19 protein-coding genes are annotated in these 20,746 nt (G+C 68.8%); 15 read left to right on the forward strand and 4 right to left on the reverse strand.

The window, feature by feature from the left end; all coding sequences use genetic code 11:
- Positions 1–15: 15 nt before the first annotated feature.
- Together NM203_RS14945 and NM203_RS14950 are read right to left on the reverse strand one after the other, a co-directional pair.
- Entirely contained in the window at positions 16–546 is a 531-nt protein-coding gene (locus tag NM203_RS14945) for a PaaI family thioesterase (RefSeq protein WP_255060769.1), read from the reverse strand.
- Entirely contained in the window at positions 543–932 is a 390-nt protein-coding gene (locus tag NM203_RS14950) for a winged helix-turn-helix transcriptional regulator (protein WP_255060770.1), read from the reverse strand. The genes NM203_RS14945 and NM203_RS14950 overlap by 4 nt, the downstream gene beginning before the upstream one ends.
- Positions 933–1,028: 96 nt before the next feature.
- Between NM203_RS14950 and NM203_RS14955 the strand changes: the two genes are divergently transcribed.
- From NM203_RS14955 to NM203_RS14965, 3 genes are read left to right on the forward strand one after another with little or no spacing between them, the layout of a single operon-like run.
- A complete protein-coding gene (locus tag NM203_RS14955) occupies positions 1,029–1,601 on the forward strand; it encodes a dimethylamine monooxygenase subunit DmmA family protein (RefSeq protein ID WP_308212832.1) in 573 nt (190 codons plus the stop codon).
- Positions 1,598–2,551: a PDR/VanB family oxidoreductase gene (locus NM203_RS14960; protein WP_255060771.1), complete on the forward strand. Its 954-nt coding sequence runs from the start codon at positions 1,598–1,600 to the stop codon at positions 2,549–2,551. The genes NM203_RS14955 and NM203_RS14960 overlap by 4 nt, the downstream gene beginning before the upstream one ends.
- Positions 2,548–3,519: a heme-dependent oxidative N-demethylase family protein gene (locus NM203_RS14965; RefSeq protein ID WP_255060772.1), complete on the forward strand. Its 972-nt coding sequence runs from the start codon at positions 2,548–2,550 to the stop codon at positions 3,517–3,519. Before NM203_RS14960 ends, NM203_RS14965 begins: the two co-directional genes overlap by 4 nt.
- Here NM203_RS14965 and NM203_RS14970 read toward each other — a convergent pair.
- Together NM203_RS14970 and NM203_RS14975 are read right to left on the reverse strand one after the other, a co-directional pair.
- Positions 3,513–3,731, reverse strand: a complete 219-nt coding sequence (locus NM203_RS14970; RefSeq protein ID WP_255060773.1) for a hypothetical protein — start codon at positions 3,729–3,731, stop codon at positions 3,513–3,515. The genes NM203_RS14965 and NM203_RS14970 overlap by 7 nt on opposite strands.
- Entirely contained in the window at positions 3,732–5,060 is a 1,329-nt protein-coding gene (locus NM203_RS14975; RefSeq protein WP_255060774.1) for an ammonium transporter, read from the reverse strand.
- Between the two features lie 127 nt (positions 5,061–5,187).
- Between NM203_RS14975 and NM203_RS14980 the strand changes: the two genes are divergently transcribed.
- The 12 genes from NM203_RS14980 to proB all read left to right on the forward strand — a co-directional run bounded on the left by NM203_RS14980 (position 5,188) and on the right by proB (position 20,738).
- Positions 5,188–7,164, forward strand: a complete 1,977-nt coding sequence (locus NM203_RS14980) for a S9 family peptidase (protein WP_255060775.1) — start codon at positions 5,188–5,190, stop codon at positions 7,162–7,164.
- Positions 7,165–7,201: 37 nt separating this feature from the next.
- Entirely contained in the window at positions 7,202–8,464 is a 1,263-nt protein-coding gene (locus NM203_RS14985) for a saccharopine dehydrogenase family protein (protein WP_255060776.1), read from the forward strand.
- A 92-nt stretch (positions 8,465–8,556) separates the two neighbouring features.
- On the forward strand, positions 8,557–9,168 hold the full coding sequence (locus tag NM203_RS14990; protein ID WP_255060777.1) for a DUF937 domain-containing protein: 612 nt from the start codon (positions 8,557–8,559) through the stop codon (positions 9,166–9,168).
- 85 nt (positions 9,169–9,253) lie between these two features.
- Positions 9,254–11,947: a valine--tRNA ligase gene (locus NM203_RS14995; RefSeq protein ID WP_255060778.1), complete on the forward strand. Its 2,694-nt coding sequence runs from the start codon at positions 9,254–9,256 to the stop codon at positions 11,945–11,947.
- The gene (gene folC, locus NM203_RS15000) at positions 11,944–13,356 is read left to right on the forward strand and encodes a bifunctional tetrahydrofolate synthase/dihydrofolate synthase (RefSeq protein WP_255060779.1); all 1,413 of its coding nucleotides are present in this window, start codon (positions 11,944–11,946) and stop codon (positions 13,354–13,356) included. Before NM203_RS14995 ends, folC begins: the two co-directional genes overlap by 4 nt.
- A 68-nt stretch (positions 13,357–13,424) precedes the next feature.
- Positions 13,425–13,766 carry a DUF4233 domain-containing protein gene (locus NM203_RS15005; protein ID WP_255060864.1) on the forward strand — a complete coding sequence of 114 codons (342 nt, stop codon included), beginning with the start codon at positions 13,425–13,427 and terminating at the stop codon, positions 13,764–13,766.
- Between the two features lie 14 nt (positions 13,767–13,780).
- Positions 13,781–14,191 (forward strand): nucleoside-diphosphate kinase, encoded by a 411-nt coding sequence (gene ndk / locus NM203_RS15010; protein ID WP_255060780.1) that lies wholly within the window; start codon positions 13,781–13,783, stop codon positions 14,189–14,191.
- 316 nt (positions 14,192–14,507) lie between these two features.
- Positions 14,508–17,315, forward strand: coding sequence for a ribonuclease E (locus tag NM203_RS15015; protein ID WP_255060781.1), 2,808 nt, complete (start codon positions 14,508–14,510; stop codon positions 17,313–17,315).
- 170 nt (positions 17,316–17,485) lie between these two features.
- Positions 17,486–17,797 (forward strand): 50S ribosomal protein L21, encoded by a 312-nt coding sequence (gene rplU, locus NM203_RS15020; protein WP_255060782.1) that lies wholly within the window; start codon positions 17,486–17,488, stop codon positions 17,795–17,797.
- Positions 17,798–17,811: 14 nt separating this feature from the next.
- Positions 17,812–18,087, forward strand: a complete 276-nt coding sequence (gene rpmA / locus NM203_RS15025) for a 50S ribosomal protein L27 (RefSeq protein ID WP_255060783.1) — start codon at positions 17,812–17,814, stop codon at positions 18,085–18,087.
- Positions 18,088–18,186: 99 nt separating this feature from the next.
- Positions 18,187–19,635: a GTPase ObgE gene (gene obgE, locus NM203_RS15030; RefSeq protein ID WP_255060784.1), complete on the forward strand. Its 1,449-nt coding sequence runs from the start codon at positions 18,187–18,189 to the stop codon at positions 19,633–19,635.
- The gene (proB, locus tag NM203_RS15035) at positions 19,632–20,738 is read left to right on the forward strand and encodes a glutamate 5-kinase (protein ID WP_255060785.1); all 1,107 of its coding nucleotides are present in this window, start codon (positions 19,632–19,634) and stop codon (positions 20,736–20,738) included. The genes obgE and proB overlap by 4 nt, the downstream gene beginning before the upstream one ends.
- Positions 20,739–20,746: the final 8 nt, after the last annotated feature.

A 20,746-nucleotide genomic window follows, 5' to 3' on the forward strand; every position in this document is an offset into this window, starting at 1 on the left:
AAACTAGCGTGCTTCTCAGAGATCGAACACCAGCAGCGTGCTGGACGCGGTGGCCACCACCGCACCGCCGGCGTCGGTCACCACGCCCTCGGTGAACCCGACGCGCGAGCCCGCTTTGACCACCGTTCCGGTCGCGGTGAGCAGCCCGCTGTTCAGCCGCACCGCCTTGAGGTAGCTGACCTTAATCTCGACCGACGTGTATCCCTTGCCCTGCGGAAGGGTGCTGTGCATGGCGCATCCCGCCACCGAGTCGAGCAGGGTGCAGACCAGTCCGCCGTGGACGGCACCGATCGGGTTGTACGCGGATTCGTCTGGGCGGCAGGTGAAGACGACCTTGCCGGGTTCCGCCGACACCAGTCCGAACTCCATCAGTCCGGAGATCGGCGGTGGCGGCAGCTCGCCGACGATCATGGCGTTGAGGTAGTCGAGGCCGGCCATCGACAACCCGCGCGCGGTGGTCGGTCCCGGGTCGTGCCACTCGACGACTTTCGAGCGCGGCGCGCCCCAGTCCTTGTCGGTGGTGGGCTCGGTCAGGTCGGCGGTCACGGGCGCTCCTCGGGTTCGCTGAAGGTTCGATAGGGGACTTGGCGGTCCGGGTCGTCCGGGGCCACGGCGTGTGTGCGGCCCCACGTGAGCAACGCGTCGAGCACGGGTAGGAGCGCGCGGCCGGACTCGGTCAGGTGGTACTCGTCGCGCGGAGGTGCGCTCTGGTACGGCACGCGGGTCACGACGCCCGCGATCTCGAGTGCCTTGAGGCGAGCGGCGATGCGGTCTCGCGGGGCACCGGTGCCTCTGACGATGGCGCCGAAGCGCGTGGCGCCGAGTGCGATCTCGCGCACGACCAGAAGTGCCCACCGTTCGCCCACCAGGTCGAGTGCCGCGGCGATCGGGCAAGGCCGGCCGGGCAGGGCGGCGAGCGGCACGGTGGTCACCTACCGAGGATGGCACAGGTTGGTTTGATATTCAAACTTACTGGTTCAAGCGGGTGAGACGCCGCTTTCACAACTGTGAAACCGACAGGTGGTTTCATGAAAGCCATCGAGTCCACCAGCGGCGATTCCCGCACGCAGTCGAAAGGCCCTATGAGACCAGCGCTCGACCTGACCAGCGTTCCCCCGTGGGCGACCGTGGGGACGCGACCACCGGCCGACACGTCCGGGCGGGCGTGGACCATCGTGTCGTTCGATGCCGATGACGTGGTGCGGGAGTGGACGGGGCAACTGCGGTCCAGTCGGCCCGATGCGGCCATCCGCACGCATCGGGTGCGGGACGACGCCGAAGCACGTGCGGCCATCGAGCTCGACCTCGCGACTGCCGTCGTCGGCTGGCGCCTGCTGATCGCGGGCCCCGCAGATGCGTGTCTACGGGCGCGCGCACTCGCGGTCCGCCGCGGCGTGAACGACGACGAACTAACCGTGGCGACCATCGACGTCGGCGTGCGCGACGTGCGATGTGCCCACTGCGGCACGACCACTCGTGCCGAGGCTGACCTCGAGCAGGTGGTTCCGTGCTCGGGTTGTGGGCGAAAGCTCCTTGTCTACTACCACGTGTCGCGTCGAATCGGTTGTCATCTCGGCTTCATGGCGGACGAGGCGCCATGACCACTGTGCTGGAGCTCGTTGTCACGGCGATCGACGATTCCGTTCCAGGCGTACGTTCGCTGACACTTGCCGACCCGGCGGGGGGCGCGTTGCCGTCCTTCACGCCGGGCAGCCACGTCGTCGTCGACTGCGGTGGCGCTGCGAACGCGTACTCCCTGACGGGCGACTCGGCGAGCCCGCGAACCTATTCGATCTCCGTGCTCGAATGCCGCGACGGTGCAGGCGGATCGCGCTGGATACACCACGCCGTCAAGGTCGGCGACACGATGACGGTTCGACCACCCAGAAGCGCCTTCGCGCCCGTCCTCAGCGCGACCCGCCATCTGTTGATCGCCGCGGGAATCGGTATCACCCCCATGGTTTCGCATGCCCGCAGCGCCCGCCGCTGGGGTCGCGAGATCCGGTTGATGTACGTGCACCGCGAGGGGTGCGCCGCACACCTCGCCGACGTGGCGGCGCTCGTCGACGATGTGGAGATCTTCACCGGCAGAATCGAATTCATGCGTCGAATCAACCTGGTGCTGACCAGCCAGCCGTTCGGAACGCACCTGTACGTCTGCGGTCCGTCGGGCTTCATGGACGGCGTGGTGGCTGCGGCCGCCGAGACGGGTTGGCCGCCGAGTCGTATCCACCTCGAGCGCTTCGGTGTCGACGCGATGGGTCCCGGTGATCCCTTCGAGGTTCGCCTCGGCGACGACGCGTTCGTCGTTGCCGCGGGTCAGTCGCTGCTGGACGCGCTTGAATCCCGCGGGCACGTGATCCCCAACCTGTGCCGTCAGGGCGTCTGCGGCGAGTGCCGGATCCGGGTGTCGGGCGGTGAGATCCTGCATCGCGACCTCTACCTGACGCAGGATGACAGGGACGCAGGGGACTCGCTGATGTGCTGTGTTTCGAGGGCCGCGGGTCGGCTGGAGTTGGCTGTCGAGCGTGCGGCGGAGATGGTGCCGTGACGGAAACGGACCTTGTCGCGCACTTCCCCTTTCCCTTCGTCGCGGACACCTATCGATACGCGACGAACATCGGGCCCGCAGGTGCGGAGGTTGCCACTCCCGTGGGAACGTGGGGCGGCCGAGTGCTCGACGTCGACGATGAGTACATGTCGGAACTCGCTGAGCGTCAACGCATCCTCACCGCCGATCCCGGCCGCTACGCGGTGCTGCCGCACATGCGGGTCGCGTGTTGGGACACCATGCTGGTGCTGATGCGCGAACTCGCTCTCGCGTGCCCGTCCGCGATGTCCTTGACCGGCGACGGCGACGGGTTCCACTGGCGAAACGAGTTGTTGGGCATCGATGTCGACTTCGTGATGGGTGACGAATCCACGCTGCCCGCAGAGCCGCTGGCCTTCATCGCGGGACAGGTGCAGGACGACATCGTGCTGCTGGATCAGCGCGACGGCGACCTGTTCGCCGATGCGGGCGTCGTCACGTTCGCAGCGGGGTGGTCGTTCGGTTTCGACCTCGGCATGACCTTTTTGGAGATTCACGGACCGGTGCCGCGGCTGAGGGAAACCGGCGTGATCGGCAGAGCCCGAGAGTTCCTGATGCGGCTACAAGCGGGTGAGACCTACCGGCGGACCAACTGGTCGATGACGATAGGCCGACGGCTCGACGTGTCGACTGAGACCCTCCCCGACTGGCTTCCCGAGCGGGACGCGATCGCGTCGGCCGACGACGAGACGTTTGGACGGCTGGTGCACCTGCGCGTCGAGGTGCAGCACCTCATCCGACTGCCCGAGTCCGGTGCCATCTGCTTTCTGATCCGCACGTACATGCTGCCGCTCGCCGATATCGCGCGGGTGGAGCCGTGGCGACTCCGCACGGCGGCCGTGCTGGCTGAACTGCCCGACGACGTCGCCGAGTACAAGGGCCTGGCCCCGTACCGGGACCGCGTCGTGACGTGGCTGCGCACTCAGTAGACGGGGGGTTCGCCCTCGGCCGCGGGGCCCTTCTCGACCGGCTGATGATCGATGATCGCCTGGTAGGCCTTGTTCTCGTGCTGCACCATGCGGACGAAGAACCCGATGAACAACAGCACCGCCAGGATGAAGAAGAACCACACGCCGAACGAGTTGCCGCCGAAGGTGAACACGACCCCGGCGTCGTCGTAACTGTCTATGGGACTGAACATCTACTTGCCCTCCTCGATCACGGCGACGCCTCCCGTGACCCGCATCGCGGTCACGGGGATGCCCTCCGGGTACGGCGTTGCGGGCACCTCCGACAGGTCCAGGCCCTGTTCCTCGACCTCCGGCGGAATCCTCAGCAAGCCGACCTTCTTCAAGCCCAACGAGGCCACATACGTGGGGAAGAACCCGAGTGCCGCGAACACCGCGGCGCCGATCAGCTGGCCCCACAACGAGATCGACGGATTGCCGTCGGTGTTGGGGTAGCCCCATAGGAAGATCCCCGCCATGACGACCGAGTAGAGGCCGATGCCGCCGTGTACGGAGACCGCGCCCACCACGTCGTCGATCTTGAACTTCTCCAGCAGCCTGCCGATGTACGGGATCAGCGCGCCTGCGCCGAGCGCGATGACGAAGCCCAGCGCCGGGTGATACAGATCCATGCCGGAGGCCACGCCGATCACACCGGCCAGGCCGCCCGAGATGGTCCAGAACGGTTCACCCTTCGACGTCACGTAGGCGCCGATGATGCCGCCCGCGAGTCCCATGAGCGTGTTGAAGGCGAAGGCGGACAACGTCGTCGGGCTGGCGTAGATCGTGGCGAACCCGTCTCCCGCGTAGATGACGCAGCCCATCAGGAAGCCGAAGAAGCCCGTGAAGATCAACATCAGGCCGAGCATGGTGAGCGGGAGGTTGTGCGGGCGGATGGTGACCGCGGTACCGTCGGCGCGGAACCGGCCGATACGCGGGCCGAGGTTGATAAGGATGCCCAGCGTTGCGAAGCCGGCGATCATGTGGACGCAGCCGGCGGCGCCCACGTCGTGGAAGCCGAGCTTCGTCAGCATCCACCCGGCGCCGTGCCAGCCCCACGCCGCGCCGATGATCCACGTAACCGAGCCGACCAGCACGGTGAGCACCAGGAATCCGCTGGTGCGGATCCGCTCGAGGACGGCACCGGACATGATCGATCCGGTCGTCGCGGCGAACAGGGCGAAGGCGCCCCAGAAGATGCCGCTGGCCGGATCCTGAACGTTCGGTCCCATGTTGTCGCTCCACGGGAGCGCCGCCCTGGCCGCGTCGCTGAATTCGATGAAGCCGCTCGGCATCGCGTTGTAGAGGAACCAGCCGACGAAGTAGAACGACGCGACGATGGTTGCGAACGCCAGCAGGTTCTTCATCGCCGTCGCGAGCACGTTCTTCGACCGCGAGGCACCGACCTCGTAGGCCAGGAAGCCGGCGTGGATGAGCATCATCAGTGCGATGGACATCCAGTAGAAGAACTCGTTGTTGACCGCCGCCATCGTCGCGATGGCATCCTCGACCTCCGGTGTCACGGGACCTCCGCCTTAGAGTGTGGTGTGGGAAGCCTTGACGCTAACTGTGAACATGTGAACCTCTCGTCACCACGCGTTAATTCGGGGTGAACCTCGTCGGACTCGCGAGCCCCGGTACCGTCCGGTCATGTCCGCCAACCCATTCGACGATCTCGACTCCTATCTCGCGCTGCCTCGCGTCAGCGGGCTCGCGGTATCACGCGACGGCACGCGCGTGGTGACCTCGGTCGCCGAACTCAACGAGAAGCGGACCGAGTTCGTGTCGGCGCTGTGGGAGCTCGATCCGGACGGGCACCGCCCGGCGCGTCGGCTCACGCGGGGCGCGAAGGGGGAGTCGGCGCCGACGTTCACCGCCGACGGGGACCTGCTGTTCATCGCGACGCGGCCGGGTGCCGAGGACGGTGACGACGCGAAGCCGGCGCTGTGGCGGTTGCCCGCGGCCGGCGGCGAAGCGGTCGAGGTGCTCGCCCTCGCCGGCGGTGTCGACAAGGTGCTGACGGCGGGCGCGGCCGCCGTCACCCTCGTCACCGCGGCGCTGCTGCCGTCGGCCGTCGACGTGGCGGACGACGAGCGGCTGCGGAAGCTGCGCAAGGACGGCAAGGTGTCGGCCGTGCTGCACGCGGGTTACCCGGTGCGGCACTGGGACCACGACATCGGCCCGGCGCAGCCGCACCTGCTCGACGTCGCGGGCGTACGGGACGTCACACCAGCGCCGGGACAGGGGCTGCGCGACGCCGACGTCGACCTCAGCCGCGACGGAAGGGTCGCCGTCGCGTCGTGGCAGGTGCCGGCGCCGGGTGCCGCGCTGCGCTCACACCTGGTGCGCATCGACGTCGCGACCGCGGAACGCACGGTGCTCGCCGACGACCTCGGCGCCGACCTGTTCGCACCCGCCGTCTCGCCGGACGGCACCGCGGTTGCGTTCCTCCGCGAGACGACGTCCACTCCCGCCACCGCGCCTCGAATCACGCTGTGCTGGATGCGATTCGGCGAGGACTTCAGCGAGATCGCGCCCGACTGGGACCGCTGGCCCACCTCCGTGGCGTGGACCGACGACGGCACTGCGCTGCTCGTCACCGCCGATGACAACGGCCGGGGGCCGGTGTTCCGAGCCGACCCGGCGACGGGGGCGGTGACACGGCTGACCGACGACGACTTCACCTACACCGATGTGCGCGCCGCCCCCGGTGGCGCCGTGTTCGCGGTGCGGTCGTCGTACGCGGCGGCGCCGCACCCCGTTCGCATCGACGGCGACGGCACCGTCACAGTGCTACCGTCCGTCGAGAGTCCGCCCCTGCCAGGCGAACTGACCGAACTGACCGCGACTGCGGACGACGGCGCCGCGATCAGATCCTGGCTGGCTCTGCCCGCGACCGATCAGCCGGCGCCGCTCGTGCTGTGGGTGCACGGCGGCCCGCTCAACAGCTGGAACTCCTGGCACTGGCGGTGGAACCCGTGGCTGCTGGTGGCGAGCGGCTACGCCGTGCTGATGCCCGATCCCGCGCTGTCGACGGGGTACGGGCAGGACTTCATCCAGCGCGGCTGGGGTGCCTGGGGCGCCGCGCCCTATACCGACCTGATGGCGGCCACCGACGCGGCGTGCGCGCATCCCCGCGTGGACGGCTCGCGGACCGCCGTGATGGGTGGGTCGTTCGGCGGTTACATGGCGAACTGGATCGCGGGGCAGACCGACCGGTTCGACGCGATCGTGACGCATGCCAGCCTGTGGGCGCTCGACCAGTTCGGCGGCACGACCGACGGCGCCTACTGGTGGGCCAGGGAGATGACGGCCGAGATGGCCGAACGGAACTCCCCGCACCGCCACGTCGGGTCGATCCGCACTCCGACGCTGGTGATCCACGGCGACAAGGACTACCGGGTGCCGATCGGCGAGGGTCTGCGGCTCTGGTATCAGCTGCTCGCGGAGTCCGGTCTGCCCGCCGCGGACGACGGCACCAGCCCGCACCGCTTCCTCTACTTCCCGACCGAGGGGCACTGGGTGCTCGCGCCACAGCACGCGAAGCTCTGGTACCAGGTGGTGATCGCCTTCCTCGACCGGCACGTCCGGGGACGCGACGTCGCGTGGCCCGAGACCCTCGGCTGACGGTCGGGCCCGGCCCACCGACCGGTAGGTTGACCCCATGCCCGAAGAGCAGCGTGAGTTCGACATCGTCCTATTCGGCGCCACCGGTTTCGTCGGCAAGCTGACGGCGCAGTACCTGGCATCGGTCTGCGAGGGCGGGCCTGCCCGCATCGCACTGGCCGGTCGCTCCGTCGACAAGCTGCGTGCCGTGCGCGACGCGCTGCCGGCGTCGGCGGCGGAGTGGCCGCTGATCGCCGCCGACTCCTCGTCGCCCGCGACGCTCGACGAGCTGGCCAAGCGGACCAGGGTGGTCGTCACCACGGTCGGGCCCTACACGAAGTACGGTCTGCCGCTGGTGGCCGCGTGCGCCGCGGCGGGCACCGACTACGCCGACCTCACCGGCGAGACGATGTTCATCCGCGACAGCATCGACACCTACCACAAGCAGGCCGTCGACACCGGAGCCCGCATCGTGCACTCGTGCGGGTTCGACTCCATCCCTTCGGATCTCACCGTGTACGCGCTCTACAAGCGAGCCACCGAGGACGGAACCGGCGAGCTCGGCGAGACCAACCTGGTGCTGCGGACCTTCGCGGGCGGTGTGAGCGGCGGCACGCTCGCGTCGATGCTGGAGGTCATGCAGACCGCCTCGACCGACCCCGAGGCCAGGCGTCAGATGAACGATCCGTACACGCTCACCACCGACCGCGCCGCCGAGCCCGAGCTCGGTCACCAGTCGGACACCCCTTGGCGGCGTGGCCGCGACATCGCACCGGAGCTCGACGGGATCTGGACCGGGGCGTTCGCGATGGGCGCGCCGAACGCGCGCATCGTGCGACGCAGCAGCGCGCTGCTCGACCACGCGTACGGCCGCACCTTCCGGTACTCGGAGAACATGAGCGTCGGCTCGTCGTTCGCCGCGCCCGTCGCCGCGGCGGTGAGTACCGCGGTCAACGCCGCGGTGCTGGGGCTCGGCAGCCGGTACTTCGACAAGCTCCCGCGTACGCTGATCGAGCGCGTCCTGCCGAAGCCCGGCACCGGGCCCAGCGAAGCGACCCGCGACAAGGGCCACTACCGCGTCGAGACGTACACCTCGACGTCCAGGGGTGCCCGCTATCGGACGACGATGGCCCAGCAGGGCGACCCCGGCTACAAGGCGACGTCCGTGCTGCTCGGCGAATGCGGGCTGGCGCTCGCCTTCGACGACGACGTGCTCTCGGACCTCCGCGGGGTGCTGACACCCGCAGCCGCCATGGGCGACGCTTTGCTCGCCCGATTCCCCGCTGCCGGAATCACGTTGGAGACCGAGCGCCTCAACTGACGGGGCCGACCGAACGCCTGTCAGCGGTGATGTCAGCGACTAGTGTCGCTGTCGCGGATAAGCAGTATCCCGGTAACGAAGGTGGGCGGTTCATGGCTGATCTCAACGAGCTTTTCAATCAGATCCCGACAGCGGATATCGCGAAGAAGCTGGGTGCCGACGAGGGCGAGGTGAACAGCGCCGTCCAGACGCTGGTCCCGCTGCTCCTCGGTGGGCTTCAGCAGAACGCACAGGACGGCGATGCCGCGTCGAGCATCGAGAACGCGGCGAACAACCACGCGGCGAGCGGGCTACTTGACGGCGGCGTGAGCGTCGATCAGGTCGACGAGGCCGACGGCTCGAAGGCGATCGCGAAGATCTTCGGCGGCAACGACACCGACTCGGTGGCGTCGGCGCTGGCCGGTGGCGGAGCGGGCAACAGCGGCCTGCTCAAGCAACTGCTCCCGATCCTCGCGCCGATCGTGCTGGCGTACATCGGCAAGCAGCTCACCAAGGGCAACGCGGCGCCCGCTGAGCAGCCTCAGCAGCAGGCCTCCGGCGGCGGCCTCGGCGACATCCTCGGGAGCATCCTCGGCGGCGCGGGCGGCGGGGGAGGCGCCAACAACAACCCGCTCGGCAGCATCCTCGGCAGCGTGCTGGGTGGCGGCCAGGGCGGCGGCGCCCTCGGCGACATCCTCGGCGGGCTGCTGGGCGGCAAGAAGTAGTTTCGCGAGCAGACGTAAACGCCCCTCAATCGTCGCGATTGAGGGGCTTTTACGTCTGCTCGGCAGGTGTTCCTAGACTGTTCGGGTGACCGCCATCTCGAAGCCCGCAGAACAGGACGGGGCAGCCGAGCTGCCCAAGACGTGGGACCCGGGCGCGGTAGAGGCGGAGCTGTACCAGGGCTGGGTCGACGCCGGCTACTTCACCGCGGACCCGACGAGCGGTAAGCCGCCGTACTCGATCGTGCTGCCGCCGCCGAACGTGACCGGCAGCCTGCACATGGGCCACGCGCTCGACCACACGCTGATGGACGTGCTGACGCGGCGCAAGCGCATGCAGGGGTACGAGGTGCTGTGGCTGCCCGGCATGGATCACGCGGGTATCGCCACCCAGAGCGTGGTCGAGAAGCAGCTCGCCGTCGACGGCAAGACCAAGGAGGACTTCGGCCGCGAGCTGTTCGTCGACAGGGTCTGGGACTGGAAGCGCGAGTCCGGCGGGACCATCGGCTGGCAGATGCGCGCGATCGGCGACGGCGTCGACTGGAGCCGGGACCGGTTCACGATGGACGACGGCCTGTCCCGCGCCGTGCGAACCATCTTCAAGCGGCTCTACGACGCCGGTCTGATCTATCAGGCGGAGCGGCTGGTCAACTGGTCGCCCGTGCTCGAGACCGCGATCTCCGACCTCGAGGTGAAGTACGAGGACGTCGAGGGCGAGCTGGTGTCGTTCCGGTACGGCTCGATGAACGACGACGAGCCGCACCTCGTCGTCGCCACCACCCGAGTCGAGACCATGCTCGGCGACACCGCGATCGCGGTGCACCCGGACGACGACCGCTACCGGCACCTGGTCGGCACGACGCTGCCGCACCCGTTCGTCGACCGCGACATCGTGATCGTGGCCGACGGTCACGTCGACCCCGAGTTCGGCACCGGCGCGGTGAAGGTGACGCCCGCCCACGATCCCAACGACTTCGAGATCGGCCTGCGGCACAACCTGCCGATGCCGTCGATCCTCGACACCAAGGGCCGGATCACCGGCACCGGAACGGAATTCGACGGCCAGGATCGCTTCGACGCACGGGTCAACATCCGCAAGGCGCTGGCCGCCGAGGGCCGGGTCATCGAGGAGAAGCGGCCGTATCTGCACAGCGTCGGGCACTCCGAGCGCAGCGGCGAGCCCATCGAGCCGATGCTGTCGCTGCAGTGGTGGGTGAAGGTCGAGTCCCTGGCCACGGCCGCCGGCGACGCGGTGCGCAACGGGGACACCGTGATTCACCCGAAGAGCCTCGAACCGCGCTGGTTCGGCTGGGTCGACGACATGCACGACTGGTGTATCTCGCGTCAGCTGTGGTGGGGACACCGCATCCCGATCTGGCACGGCCCCAACGGCGAGAAGGTCTGCGTCGGCCCCGACGAGACGCCGCCGGAGGGCTGGGAGCAGGACCCCGACGTGCTCGACACGTGGTTCTCGTCGGCGCTGTGGCCGTTCTCGACGATGGGCTGGCCGGACCGCACGCCCGAGATCGAGACGTTCTATCCGACCACCGTGCTGGTGACCGGATACGACATCCTGTTCTTCTGGGTGGCGCGGATGATGATGTTCGGCACCTTCGTCGGAGGCGACGACGTCATCACGCTCGGCGGTACCCGCGGGGCCCAGGTGCCGTTCGAGAACGTGTTCCTGCACGGCCTCATTCGCGACGAGTTCGGCCGCAAGATGAGCAAGTCGAAGGGCAACGGCATCGATCCGCTGGACTGGGTCGAGCAGTTCGGTGCCGACGCGCTGCGCTTCACCCTGGCCCGCGGCGCCAGCCCTGGTGGTGACCTCTCCATCGGCGACGACGCCGCTCGCGCGTCGCGAAACTTCGCCACCAAGCTGTTCAACGCCACCAGGTTCGCGTTGATGAACGGCGCGGCGATGAGCCCCGGCGAAGAGCAGAAGATACTGTCGGCGCACTTCCGTACCGGTGAGCTGACCGACGCCGACCGCTGGATTCTGGGCCGCCTCGAAGAGGTTCGCGCCGAAGTGGATTCGGCCCTCGACGACTACGAGTTCAGTCGGGCCTGCGAGGCGCTGTACCACTTCGCCTGGGACGAGTTCTGCGACTGGTACCTCGAGTTGGCCAAGGTGCAGCTGGGTGGCGCCGATGCCGCTCACACGACGGCGGTCCTGGCGTTCGTGCTCGACGCGTTGCTCCGGCTGCTGCATCCCGTCATGCCGTTCGTCACCGAGACGCTGTGGAAGAAGGTGACCGGCGGCGAGTCCGTCGTCGTCGCCGAATGGCCGCAGCCCTCCGGCATCGCACTGGATGCCGTTGCCGCGCAACGCATCACCGACATGCAAAAGCTCGTCACCGAGGTGCGCCGCTTCCGCAGCGATCAGGGTCTCAACGACCGCCAGCGGGTGCCCGCCAGGCTGGTCGGCGTCGAGGCGGCGGATCTGGCGTCGCAGGTACCCGCCGTCGCGGCGCTGGCGTGGCTCACCGAGCCCGCCGAAGGGTTCGCCCCGTCGGCGTCCGTCGAGGTTCGCCTGTCCCGCGGAACCGTCGTCGTGGAACTCGACACGTCGGGCACGGTCGACGTCGCCGCCGAGCGGCGCAGGCTGGAAAAGGATCTGGCGGCCGCCGAGAAGGAGCTCGCGCAGACCGCGGGCAAGCTGGGCAACGCCGAGTTCCTCGCCAAGGCGCCGGACGCCGTTGTCGACAAGATCCGCACCCGTCAGCAGATCGCGCGCGAAGAGGTCGAGCGGATCACCGCGCGGCTCGCCGACCTCGCATGACGCAGCCGTCGCCCGACGAGGTCGCCGCGTTGCTGCAAGTCGAGCATCTGCTCGACCAGCGTTGGCCGGAAACGAAACTCGAGCCGAGCACGGCTCGCATCAGCGCGCTGATGGAGTTGCTGGGCTCCCCGCAGCGCAGCTATCCGAGCATCCACGTCGCGGGAACCAACGGTAAGACGTCGGTGACCCGGATGATCGACGCTCTGCTGACCGCGCTGCACCGCAGAACGGGGCGAACCACCAGCCCGCACCTGCAGTCGGCGGTCGAGCGCATCTCGATCGACGGCGAGCCGATCAGCCCGGCGCGGTACGTGGAGACGTACCGGGAGATCGAACCGTTCGTCGAACTCGTCGACGCGCAGTCCGAGGCGGCGGGCGGCCCGAAGATGAGCAAGTTCGAAGTCGTCACGGGAATGGCCTTCGCGGCGTTCGCCGACGCACCCGTGGACGTCGCGGTGGTCGAAGTCGGCATGGGCGGACGGTGGGACGCCACCAACGTCGTCGACGCCCCGGTCGCCGTGATCACCCCGATCGGCCTCGACCACACAGACTACCTCGGTGAGCACATCGCCGAGATCGCCGCGGAGAAGGCGGGTGTCATCAAGCGCGCTCCGGACGGTCTCGTCCCGACCGACACCGTGGCGGTGATCGCGCGCCAGGTGCCCGAGGCGATGGAGGTGCTACTCGCCGAGACGGTGCGCGCCGACGCCGCTGTCGCGCGCGAGGATTCGGAGTTCGCGGTGCTGAGCAGGCAGGTGGCCATCGGCGGACAGCTGCTGGAACTGCAGGGCCTCGGCGGTGTGTACCCGGAGGTGTTCCTGCCGTTGCACGGCGCGCACCAGGCGCACAACGCGGTCGTGGCGCTGGCGGCGGTTGAGGCGTTCTTCGGCGCGGGTGCCTCGCAACAGCTGGACATCGACGCGGTGCGAGCGGGGTTCGCCGCCGTCACCTCGCCGGGCCGTCTCGAGCGGTTGCGCAGCGCACCAACGGTTTTCGTCGACGCCGCACACAACCCCGCCGGCGCGACCGCGCTGGCCGAGGCGCTGGCCGAGGAGTTCGACTTCCGCTTCCTGGTCGGCGTCGTGTCGGTGATGGGGGACAAGGACGTCGACGGCATCCTCGCCGCGCTCGAGCCCGTGTTCGATCAGGTCGTCGTCACGCACAACGGCTCACCGCGGGCGATGGACGTGCAGGGGTTGGCGCTGCGTGCCGAGGAGCGGTTCGGGCCGGAGCGGGTCATCGTCGCGTCGACGCTGCCCGACGCCATCGAAACCGCCACGGCGCTGGTCGAGGCGGAGGGCAACGACGTCGACTCTCCGGCGGGGTTCTCCGGCGTCGGGATCGTCATCACGGGTTCGGTCGTCACCGCCGGAGTCGCCCGCACGCTGTTCGGAAGGGACCCCGAGTGACCACCACACCACCCCCGCAGGACGACCGACCGGCACCGCCGGACCCGTGGAAGAGTTTCCGCGGCGTCATGGCGGGCACGCTGATCCTCGAGGTCATCGTCGTCCTGCTGGCGTTGCCGGTGGTGTCGGCCTCCCACGGCGGGCTGACGCTGGGCACCGGCGGATTCCTCATCGGCTTCGCGGTCGTGCTGCTGCTCCTCGCCGGCGTGCAGGGCAGGCCGTGGGCGCTGTGGGTGAACCTGGCCATGCAGGCGGTGTTGATCGCGGGGTGGGCGGTGCACGCCGCCGTCGGGTTCATCGGTCTGGTCTTCGCGGCGGTCTGGCTGCTGATCGCCTACCTGCGAGCCGAGGTGAAGCGCAGGCAGGAACGCGGTCTGCTGCCCGGTCAGCAGGGCACGTCTACTGACTAGTAGTCTTGATCAACGTGACTGAGCGGACGCTGGTACTGGTCAAGCCCGACGGCGTGAAGCGCCTCCTCGTCGGGGAGATCCTCAGCCGGATCGAACGCAAGGGCCTGACCCTCGCGGCCCTGGAACTCAAGACCGTCAGCGACGAGCTGGCGCGGGCGCACTACGCCGAGCACGAGGGCAAGCCCTTCTTCCCGTCGCTGCTCGAGTTCATCACCTCGGGGCCCGTGGTGGCGGCGATCGTGGAGGGTCCGAGGGCCGTTGCCGCGTTCCGTCAGATCGCCGGCGGCACCGATCCCGTGGAGAAGGCAACGCCCGGCACCATCCGCGGTGACCTGGCACTTGTCACTCAGGACAACCTCGTCCACGGCTCCGATTCGCCGGAATCCGCGGCGCGCGAAATCGAGCTCTGGTTCCCCGGACGTTAGCTGTCCGGACCGGTTCGTCGGTTTCGCCGCGGTGGTGTGGGATACTGGCCTCGGGTGATCGGCTTCACTGAGCCAAAAGTTCTAGGCGAAGTGCTGACGGTGTACCCGGATGAAGACTTCGACGAGCGCGACCACCTGGGAAACATCCGAGTGCGGCGCCTACCGTCCAGCCATCATTCAGCCAGGCACCGAGGGTTCTCCCTGAGCCGCTCGGAGCGAGACCACAACAAGCTCGGGAGAAGTACACCCGGGCCAATAGCGGAAGCCCTCGCGTGGCCGCGTCGAATGGACGCGCCCGGGGGCTTGAGGAGATTACGTGGCCGACGATGCCCAACTTGACGACCTGTCCGAAGACACCCGACACGAGGATCCGCCAGCCCCGCTGAGCGGCGGGGACACCGGGGAGCAGCCGCTGTTCACCGACGGCGGCAACGGCTCCGTCGAGGTCCCCGGCCCCGACGAGGCTCTCGACGACGCCGCCCCCGACCCAGCGCCGGAGTCGGTCGACGCCGACGACCAGCCGGCTGATGCCGAGGAGGAGCCGGAGTCGCGGCTGCTGCTCGAGACTCCCGCGCCGGCGGCGCCCGCCCCCATCGACTACCTGCCGCTGTTCGTCGCGCCGCAGCCCGTGAAGTTCGAACCGCGCGTCGTGGTCGACGAAGACGATGACGACGACGACTCCGCGGATGACGCCGACGACGCCGACGACGCCGACGACGACGATCAGGAGCGGCCCGCGAACCGCCGGCGCCGCCGCGGCAGGCGCGGCCGCGGGCGCGGACGCGGCGAGCAGAACGCCGATGACGACGAGGACGGCGACGGCGAGCAGTCCGAGGCCGACTCCGATGACGACTCCGACGACGACGACTCCGAGGACGCAGCGTCCGCCGAGGGTGCCACCAAGCGGCGCAGGCGGCGCCGCCGTCGCAAGTCCGGATCGGGCGGCGACGGGGACGGTGACGACTCGACGTCGCCCGACGATCCGCCCAACACCGTCGTGCACGAGCGCGCCCCGCGGGCGAAGTCGGGCAAGGCGGACAAGGATCCCGACGAGATCCAGGGCATCAGCGGGTCCACCCGGCTGGAGGCCAAGCGTCAGCGCCGCCGCGACGGTCGGGACGCCGGCAGGCGCAGGCCGCCGATCCTCAGCGAGGCCGAGTTCCTGGCTCGCCGAGAAGCCGTCGAACGCGTGATGGTGGTGCGCGACAAGGTCCGCACCGAACCGCCGCACGAAGGTGCGCGCTACACGCAGATCGCCGTCCTCGAGGACGGTGTCGTCGTCGAGCACTTCGTCACGTCGGCGGCGTCGGCCTCGATGGTCGGCAACATCTACCTCGGCATCGTGCAGAACGTGCTGCCCTCGATGGAGGCGGCGTTCGTCGACATCGGCCGCGGCCGCAACGGCGTGCTGTACGCGGGTGAGGTCAACTGGGAGGCAGCCGGTCTCGGCGGGGCGAGCCGCAAGATCGAGCAGGCGCTCAAGCCGGGTCAGTACGTCGTCGTGCAGGTCAGCAAGGATCCCGTCGGCCACAAGGGCGCCCGCTTGACGACGCAGGTGTCGCTCGCGGGCCGCTACCTGGTGTACGTGCCGGGGGCCTCGTCGACGGGCATCAGCCGCAAGCTCCCCGACACCGAGCGTCAGCGCCTCAAGGAGATCCTGCGCGAGGTGGTGCCCGCCGACGCGGGCGTCATCATCAGGACCGCGTCCGAGGGCGTGAAGGAAGAGGACATCCGCACCGATGTGAATCGGTTGCAGGAGCGGTGGACTCAGATCGAGGCGAAGGCGGCCGAGATCACCGGCAAGGCAGCGGGTGCTGCTGTCGCGCTGTACGAGGAGCCCGACGTTCTGGTCAAGGTGATCCGGGACCTGTTCAACGAGGACTTCTCCGGTCTGATCGTGTCGGGTGACGACGCGTGGAAGACCATCGACGACTACGTGAGTTCCGTTGCGCCCGAACTGGCTCCGCGGATGACGAAGTACGAGCCGGCCGCCACCGGTGGCCCCGACGTGTTCGCGGTGCACCGCATCGACGAGCAGCTGACCAAGGCGATGGACCGCAAGGTTTGGCTGCCGTCGGGCGGCACGCTGGTGATCGACCGCACGGAGGCGATGACGGTCGTCGACGTCAACACCGGCAAGTTCACCGGCTCGGGAGGAAACCTCGAGCAGACGGTCACCCGAAACAACATCGAGGCGGCCGAGGAGGTCGTCCGACAACTGCGGCTGCGCGATATCGGCGGCATCATCGTCATCGACTTCATCGACATGGTGCTCGAGTCGAACCGGGATCTGGTCCTGCGCCGCCTGACCGAGGCGCTGGCACGGGACCGCACCCGGCACCAGGTGTCGGAGGTGACCTCGCTCGGCCTGGTGCAGCTGACCCGCAAGAAGCTGGGCACCGGTCTGGTCGAGGCGTTCTCGACGACCTGCACGCACTGCGCGGGTCGCGGCATCATGCTGCACGGCGACCCGGTGGACTCCACGTCCTCGACGGGCCGCAAGTCGGACTCGGCCGGCAACGGCGGCAACGGAGGCGGCAGGCGGGGTCGGCGCGGTAAGAAGGGCGGCCAGCCGGCCGACGACGTGCAGATGGCGAAGGTGCCCGTGCACGGCGCCGGTGAGCACCCGATGTTCAAGGCGATGGCCGCGGCCCGCCCCGAGGGTGAGGACGACGAGTCGGACGAGGAGTCGACCGAGGTCGAGAGCGTCGAGGGCGATGAGACCGTCGCCGTCGACGAGTCCGCCGCGGAGGTCGCCGTAGACGAGGACGTCGAGGACGATGAGGATTCGGACGACGAGGATTCGGACGAGGACGACACCGAGGACGTCGACCTCGACGACGACGACGAGGACGACGACGACGACGACATCGAGCCGATCGACGAGGACGACGACTCCGATGACGACGACGAAGACGACGACGAGGACTCGTACGACGAGGACTCCGATGACGAGGACTCCGATGACGAGGACTCCGATGACGAGGATGACGAGGAAGACGACGACGTTGACGACGTCGTACCGGTTGTCGCCGCTCCGCGGGGTAGGCAGCGGCGTCGGGCGGCCGGCCGACCTGCGGGCCCGCCCATCGACGGCGACTGGCGGGCTGGTTTGACCCGTTAACCGCTGGTCACGTAACCTTGACAAGTTGTCTGTCGGCTCTGGTCATCCGAGCCGGTGACAGTGGAGCACAGCTTCGCAAACCAAGACCCGCGTTCGCAGCCTTCGGGTGGCGCGCGCCCCTGTAAGAGACCGCTCGCAAGAGCCAGACAGAGCACAGAGGAAACGCAACGATGGCGACGTACGCAATCGTCAAGACCGGCGGCAAGCAGTACAAAGTCGCGGTCGGTGACATAGTCAAGGTCGAGAAGCTCGAGATCGAGGCCGGTGCGTCGGTGTCGCTGCCCGTCGCGCTCGTCGTCGATGGGGCCAACGTCACCACCGATGCCAAGGATCTGGAGAAGGTCGCCGTCACCGCCGAGGTGCTCGAGCACACCAAGGGTCCCAAGATCCGCATCCACAAGTTCAAGAACAAGACCGGCTATCACAAGCGCCAGGGCCACCGTCAGAAGCTGACGGTCGTCAAGGTCACCGGAATCAAGTAGGAGGAGGCGGACTAATGGCACACAAGAAGGGCGCTTCCAGCTCACGCAACGGGCGCGACTCCAATTCACAGCGGCTCGGCGTCAAGCGTTTCGGCGGCCAGGTCGTCAAGGCCGGCGAGATCATCGTCCGGCAGCGCGGCACCCACTTCCATCCCGGTGTGAACGTCGGCCGCGGCGGCGACGACACGCTGTTCGCGACGGCGCCCGGTGCGGTCGAGTTCGGTGAGAAGCGCGGACGCAAGACCGTCAACATCGTGCGGGTCGCACGAGCAGGGTCTCCCGAGGCCTGACGGCCGCTGAGGACTTTCCCGCGAACGTGAAGCTGTAGCGAGTTCTCGAGTAGAGGGTCGCAATGGCTTCACGTTCGTTTTGGTGAAAGGACTCATCCGATGCCCCGGTTCGTCGACCGCGTCGTCATTCACGCGAAAGCGGGTAACGGCGGGCACGGCTGCGCGTCGGTGCACCGCGAGAAGTTCAAACCGCTCGGCGGCCCCGACGGCGGCAACGGCGGCCGAGGCGGCAGCGTCGTCCTCGTCGTGGACCCGCAGGTGCACACGCTCCTGGATTTCCACTTCCATCCGCACGTCGTCGCACCCTCGGGAAAGCAGGGCGCGGGGAGTAACCGCGATGGCGCCGCGGGTGCCGATCTCGAGGTCAGGGTTCCCGACGGCACGGTCGTGCTCGACGAGCAGGGCCGGCTGCTGGCCGACCTGACGGGGGCGGGCACCCGGTTCGACGCCGCGGCGGGCGGCCGCGGCGGCCTCGGTAACGCGGCACTGGCCTCGCGGGCTCGCAAGGCCCCCGGTTTCGCCCTGCTGGGTGAGCCGGGCCAGGAGCGCGAGCTCACCCTGGAACTCAAGACCGTCGCCGACGTCGGCCTCGTCGGTTTCCCGTCGGCGGGCAAGTCGTCGCTCGTCTCGGTCATCTCGGCGGCCAAGCCGAAGATCGCCGATTACCCGTTCACCACGCTCGCCCCGAATCTCGGTGTCGTGTCGGCGGGGGACCACACCTTCACCGTCGCCGACGTGCCCGGTTTGATTCCCGGCGCGGCGGAGGGACGCGGGCTCGGACTGGACTTCCTGCGCCACATCGAGCGGTGCGCGGTGCTGGTGCACGTGGTCGACTGCGCGACGATGGATCCCGGCCGCGACCCGATCTCCGACATCGACGCGCTGGAAGCAGAGCTGGCGTCGTATGTTCCGTCGCTGCAGGGCGATACGACGCTCGGTGACCTCGCCGAGCGCCCGCGTGCCGTGGTGCTCAACAAGATCGACGTGCCCGACGCCCGTGAGTTGGCCGACTTCGTCCGCGAGGAAGTGCAGCGCCGCTACGGTTGGCCGGTGTTCGAGGTGTCAGCGGTCACCCACGAGGGGCTGCGCCCGTTGATCTTCGCGCTGTGGGACATGGTCGCGGCGTACCGCGCCGCGCAGCCCGCGGTCGCGCCCAAGCGTCCGGTGATCAAGCCGGTCGCCGTCGACCAGAGCGGATTCACCGTGCAACCCGACGGTGAGGGTGGGTTCGTGGTGCGCGGCACCCGGCCCGAACGGTGGGTCGGCCAAACGGATTTCACCAACGACGAGGCCGTCGGTTACCTCGGCGACCGGCTTAACCGGTTGGGCGTCGAAGACGAACTGTTGAAGCTGGGCGCGAAGCCGGGCTGCGCGGTGACCATCGGCACCATGACCTTCGACTGGGAGCCGCAGACGCCCGCCGGCATCGACGTGACGATGTCCGGGCGCGGCACCGACATCCGCCTCGAGCAGACCGACCGCGTCGGCGCCGACGAGCGCAAGGCCGCCAGGAAGGCGCGACGTCAGCCAGGCGGCGACGACGAGTGAGCAGCTCCGCCCACCGTGACGCCGTACGCACCGCGCGTAGCGTGGTCGTGAAGATCGGGACGACGGCGTTGACCACGCCCACAGGGGTTTTCGACGCGGGCAGGCTGTCCGACCTGGCCGACGCCATCGAGGCGCGCATGAAGGCGGGCTCCGATGTGGTGATCGTGTCGTCGGGCGCCATCGCGGCGGGCATCGAGCCGCTGGGTCTGACGCGGCGGCCCACCGACCTCGCCACCAAGCAGGCCGCGGCCAGCGTGGGCCAGGTGGCTCTCGTCAACGCGTGGAGCGCGGCGTTTCACCGGTACGGGCGCACGGTCGGGCAGGTGCTGCTGACGGCGCACGACATCGCGATGCGGGTGCAGCACACCAACGCTCAACGCACGCTGGACCGGCTGCGCGCGCTGCACGCGGTCGCAATCGTCAACGAGAACGACACCGTGGCCACCAACGAGATCAGGTTCGGCGACAACGACAGGCTCTCGGCACTCGTCGCGCATTTAGTCGGCGCCGACGCGTTGATCCTCCTGTCCGACATCGACGGCCTGTACGACGCCGACCCGAGGAAGTCCAACGCCCGGTTCATCCCCGAGGTAGCCGCTCCCGACGATCTCGACGGGGTGGTGGCCGGTGGCGGCAGCAGGCTCGGCACGGGTGGCATGGCGTCGAAGCTGTCGTCGGCGCTGCTGGCGGCCGACGCCGGTGTCCCGGTGCTGCTGGCCGCTGCGGCGGACGCGGGTCGCGCGCTGGCCGACGCATCAGTCGGTACGGTGTTCGCGCCGCGGCCCGAGCGGATGTCGGCGCGCCGATTCTGGGTGCGCTACGCCGCCGAGGCCAGGGGAGCGCTGAAACTGGACGCGGGCGCCGTGCGCGCGGTCGTCGGGCAGCGACGTTCGCTGCTCGCGGCGGGGATCACGGCCGTCGACGGCCGTTTTCACGGCGGTGACGTCGTCCAGATCCAGGGTCCCGACGGCGCGACCGTGGCCCGTGGCGTGGTGGCCTACGACGCCGTCGAACTCGCCGCGATGATCGGCCGCTCGACGGGCGACCTGCCTGCGGAGTTCCGTCGCCCCGCCGTGCACGCCGACGATCTGGTCGCCTCGTAGCGATTTGT

This window comes from Mycolicibacterium arenosum (assembly GCF_024320865.1).
GTDB classification, from domain to species: Bacteria; Actinomycetota; Actinomycetes; order Mycobacteriales; family Mycobacteriaceae; genus Mycobacterium; species Mycobacterium arenosum.

Coding starts and splice junctions, on each gene's coding strand:
- folC (WP_255060779.1), top strand. CDS start 11,944: ATGACGCAGCCGTCGCCCGACGAGGTCGCCGCGTTGCTGCAAGTCGAG.
- NM203_RS14980 (WP_255060775.1), top strand. CDS start 5,188: ATGTCCGCCAACCCATTCGACGATCTCGACTCCTATCTCGCGCTGCCT.
- NM203_RS15005 (WP_255060864.1), top strand. CDS start 13,425: ATGGCGGGCACGCTGATCCTCGAGGTCATCGTCGTCCTGCTGGCGTTG.
- NM203_RS14985 (WP_255060776.1), top strand. CDS start 7,202: ATGCCCGAAGAGCAGCGTGAGTTCGACATCGTCCTATTCGGCGCCACC.
- NM203_RS14990 (WP_255060777.1), top strand. CDS start 8,557: ATGGCTGATCTCAACGAGCTTTTCAATCAGATCCCGACAGCGGATATC.
- rplU (WP_255060782.1), top strand. CDS start 17,486: ATGGCGACGTACGCAATCGTCAAGACCGGCGGCAAGCAGTACAAAGTC.
- NM203_RS14955 (WP_308212832.1), top strand. CDS start 1,029: ATGAAAGCCATCGAGTCCACCAGCGGCGATTCCCGCACGCAGTCGAAA.
- NM203_RS14970 (WP_255060773.1), bottom strand. CDS start 3,731: ATGTTCAGTCCCATAGACAGTTACGACGACGCCGGGGTCGTGTTCACC.
- rpmA (WP_255060783.1), top strand. CDS start 17,812: ATGGCACACAAGAAGGGCGCTTCCAGCTCACGCAACGGGCGCGACTCC.
- NM203_RS14960 (WP_255060771.1), top strand. CDS start 1,598: ATGACCACTGTGCTGGAGCTCGTTGTCACGGCGATCGACGATTCCGTT.
- obgE (WP_255060784.1), top strand. CDS start 18,187: ATGCCCCGGTTCGTCGACCGCGTCGTCATTCACGCGAAAGCGGGTAAC.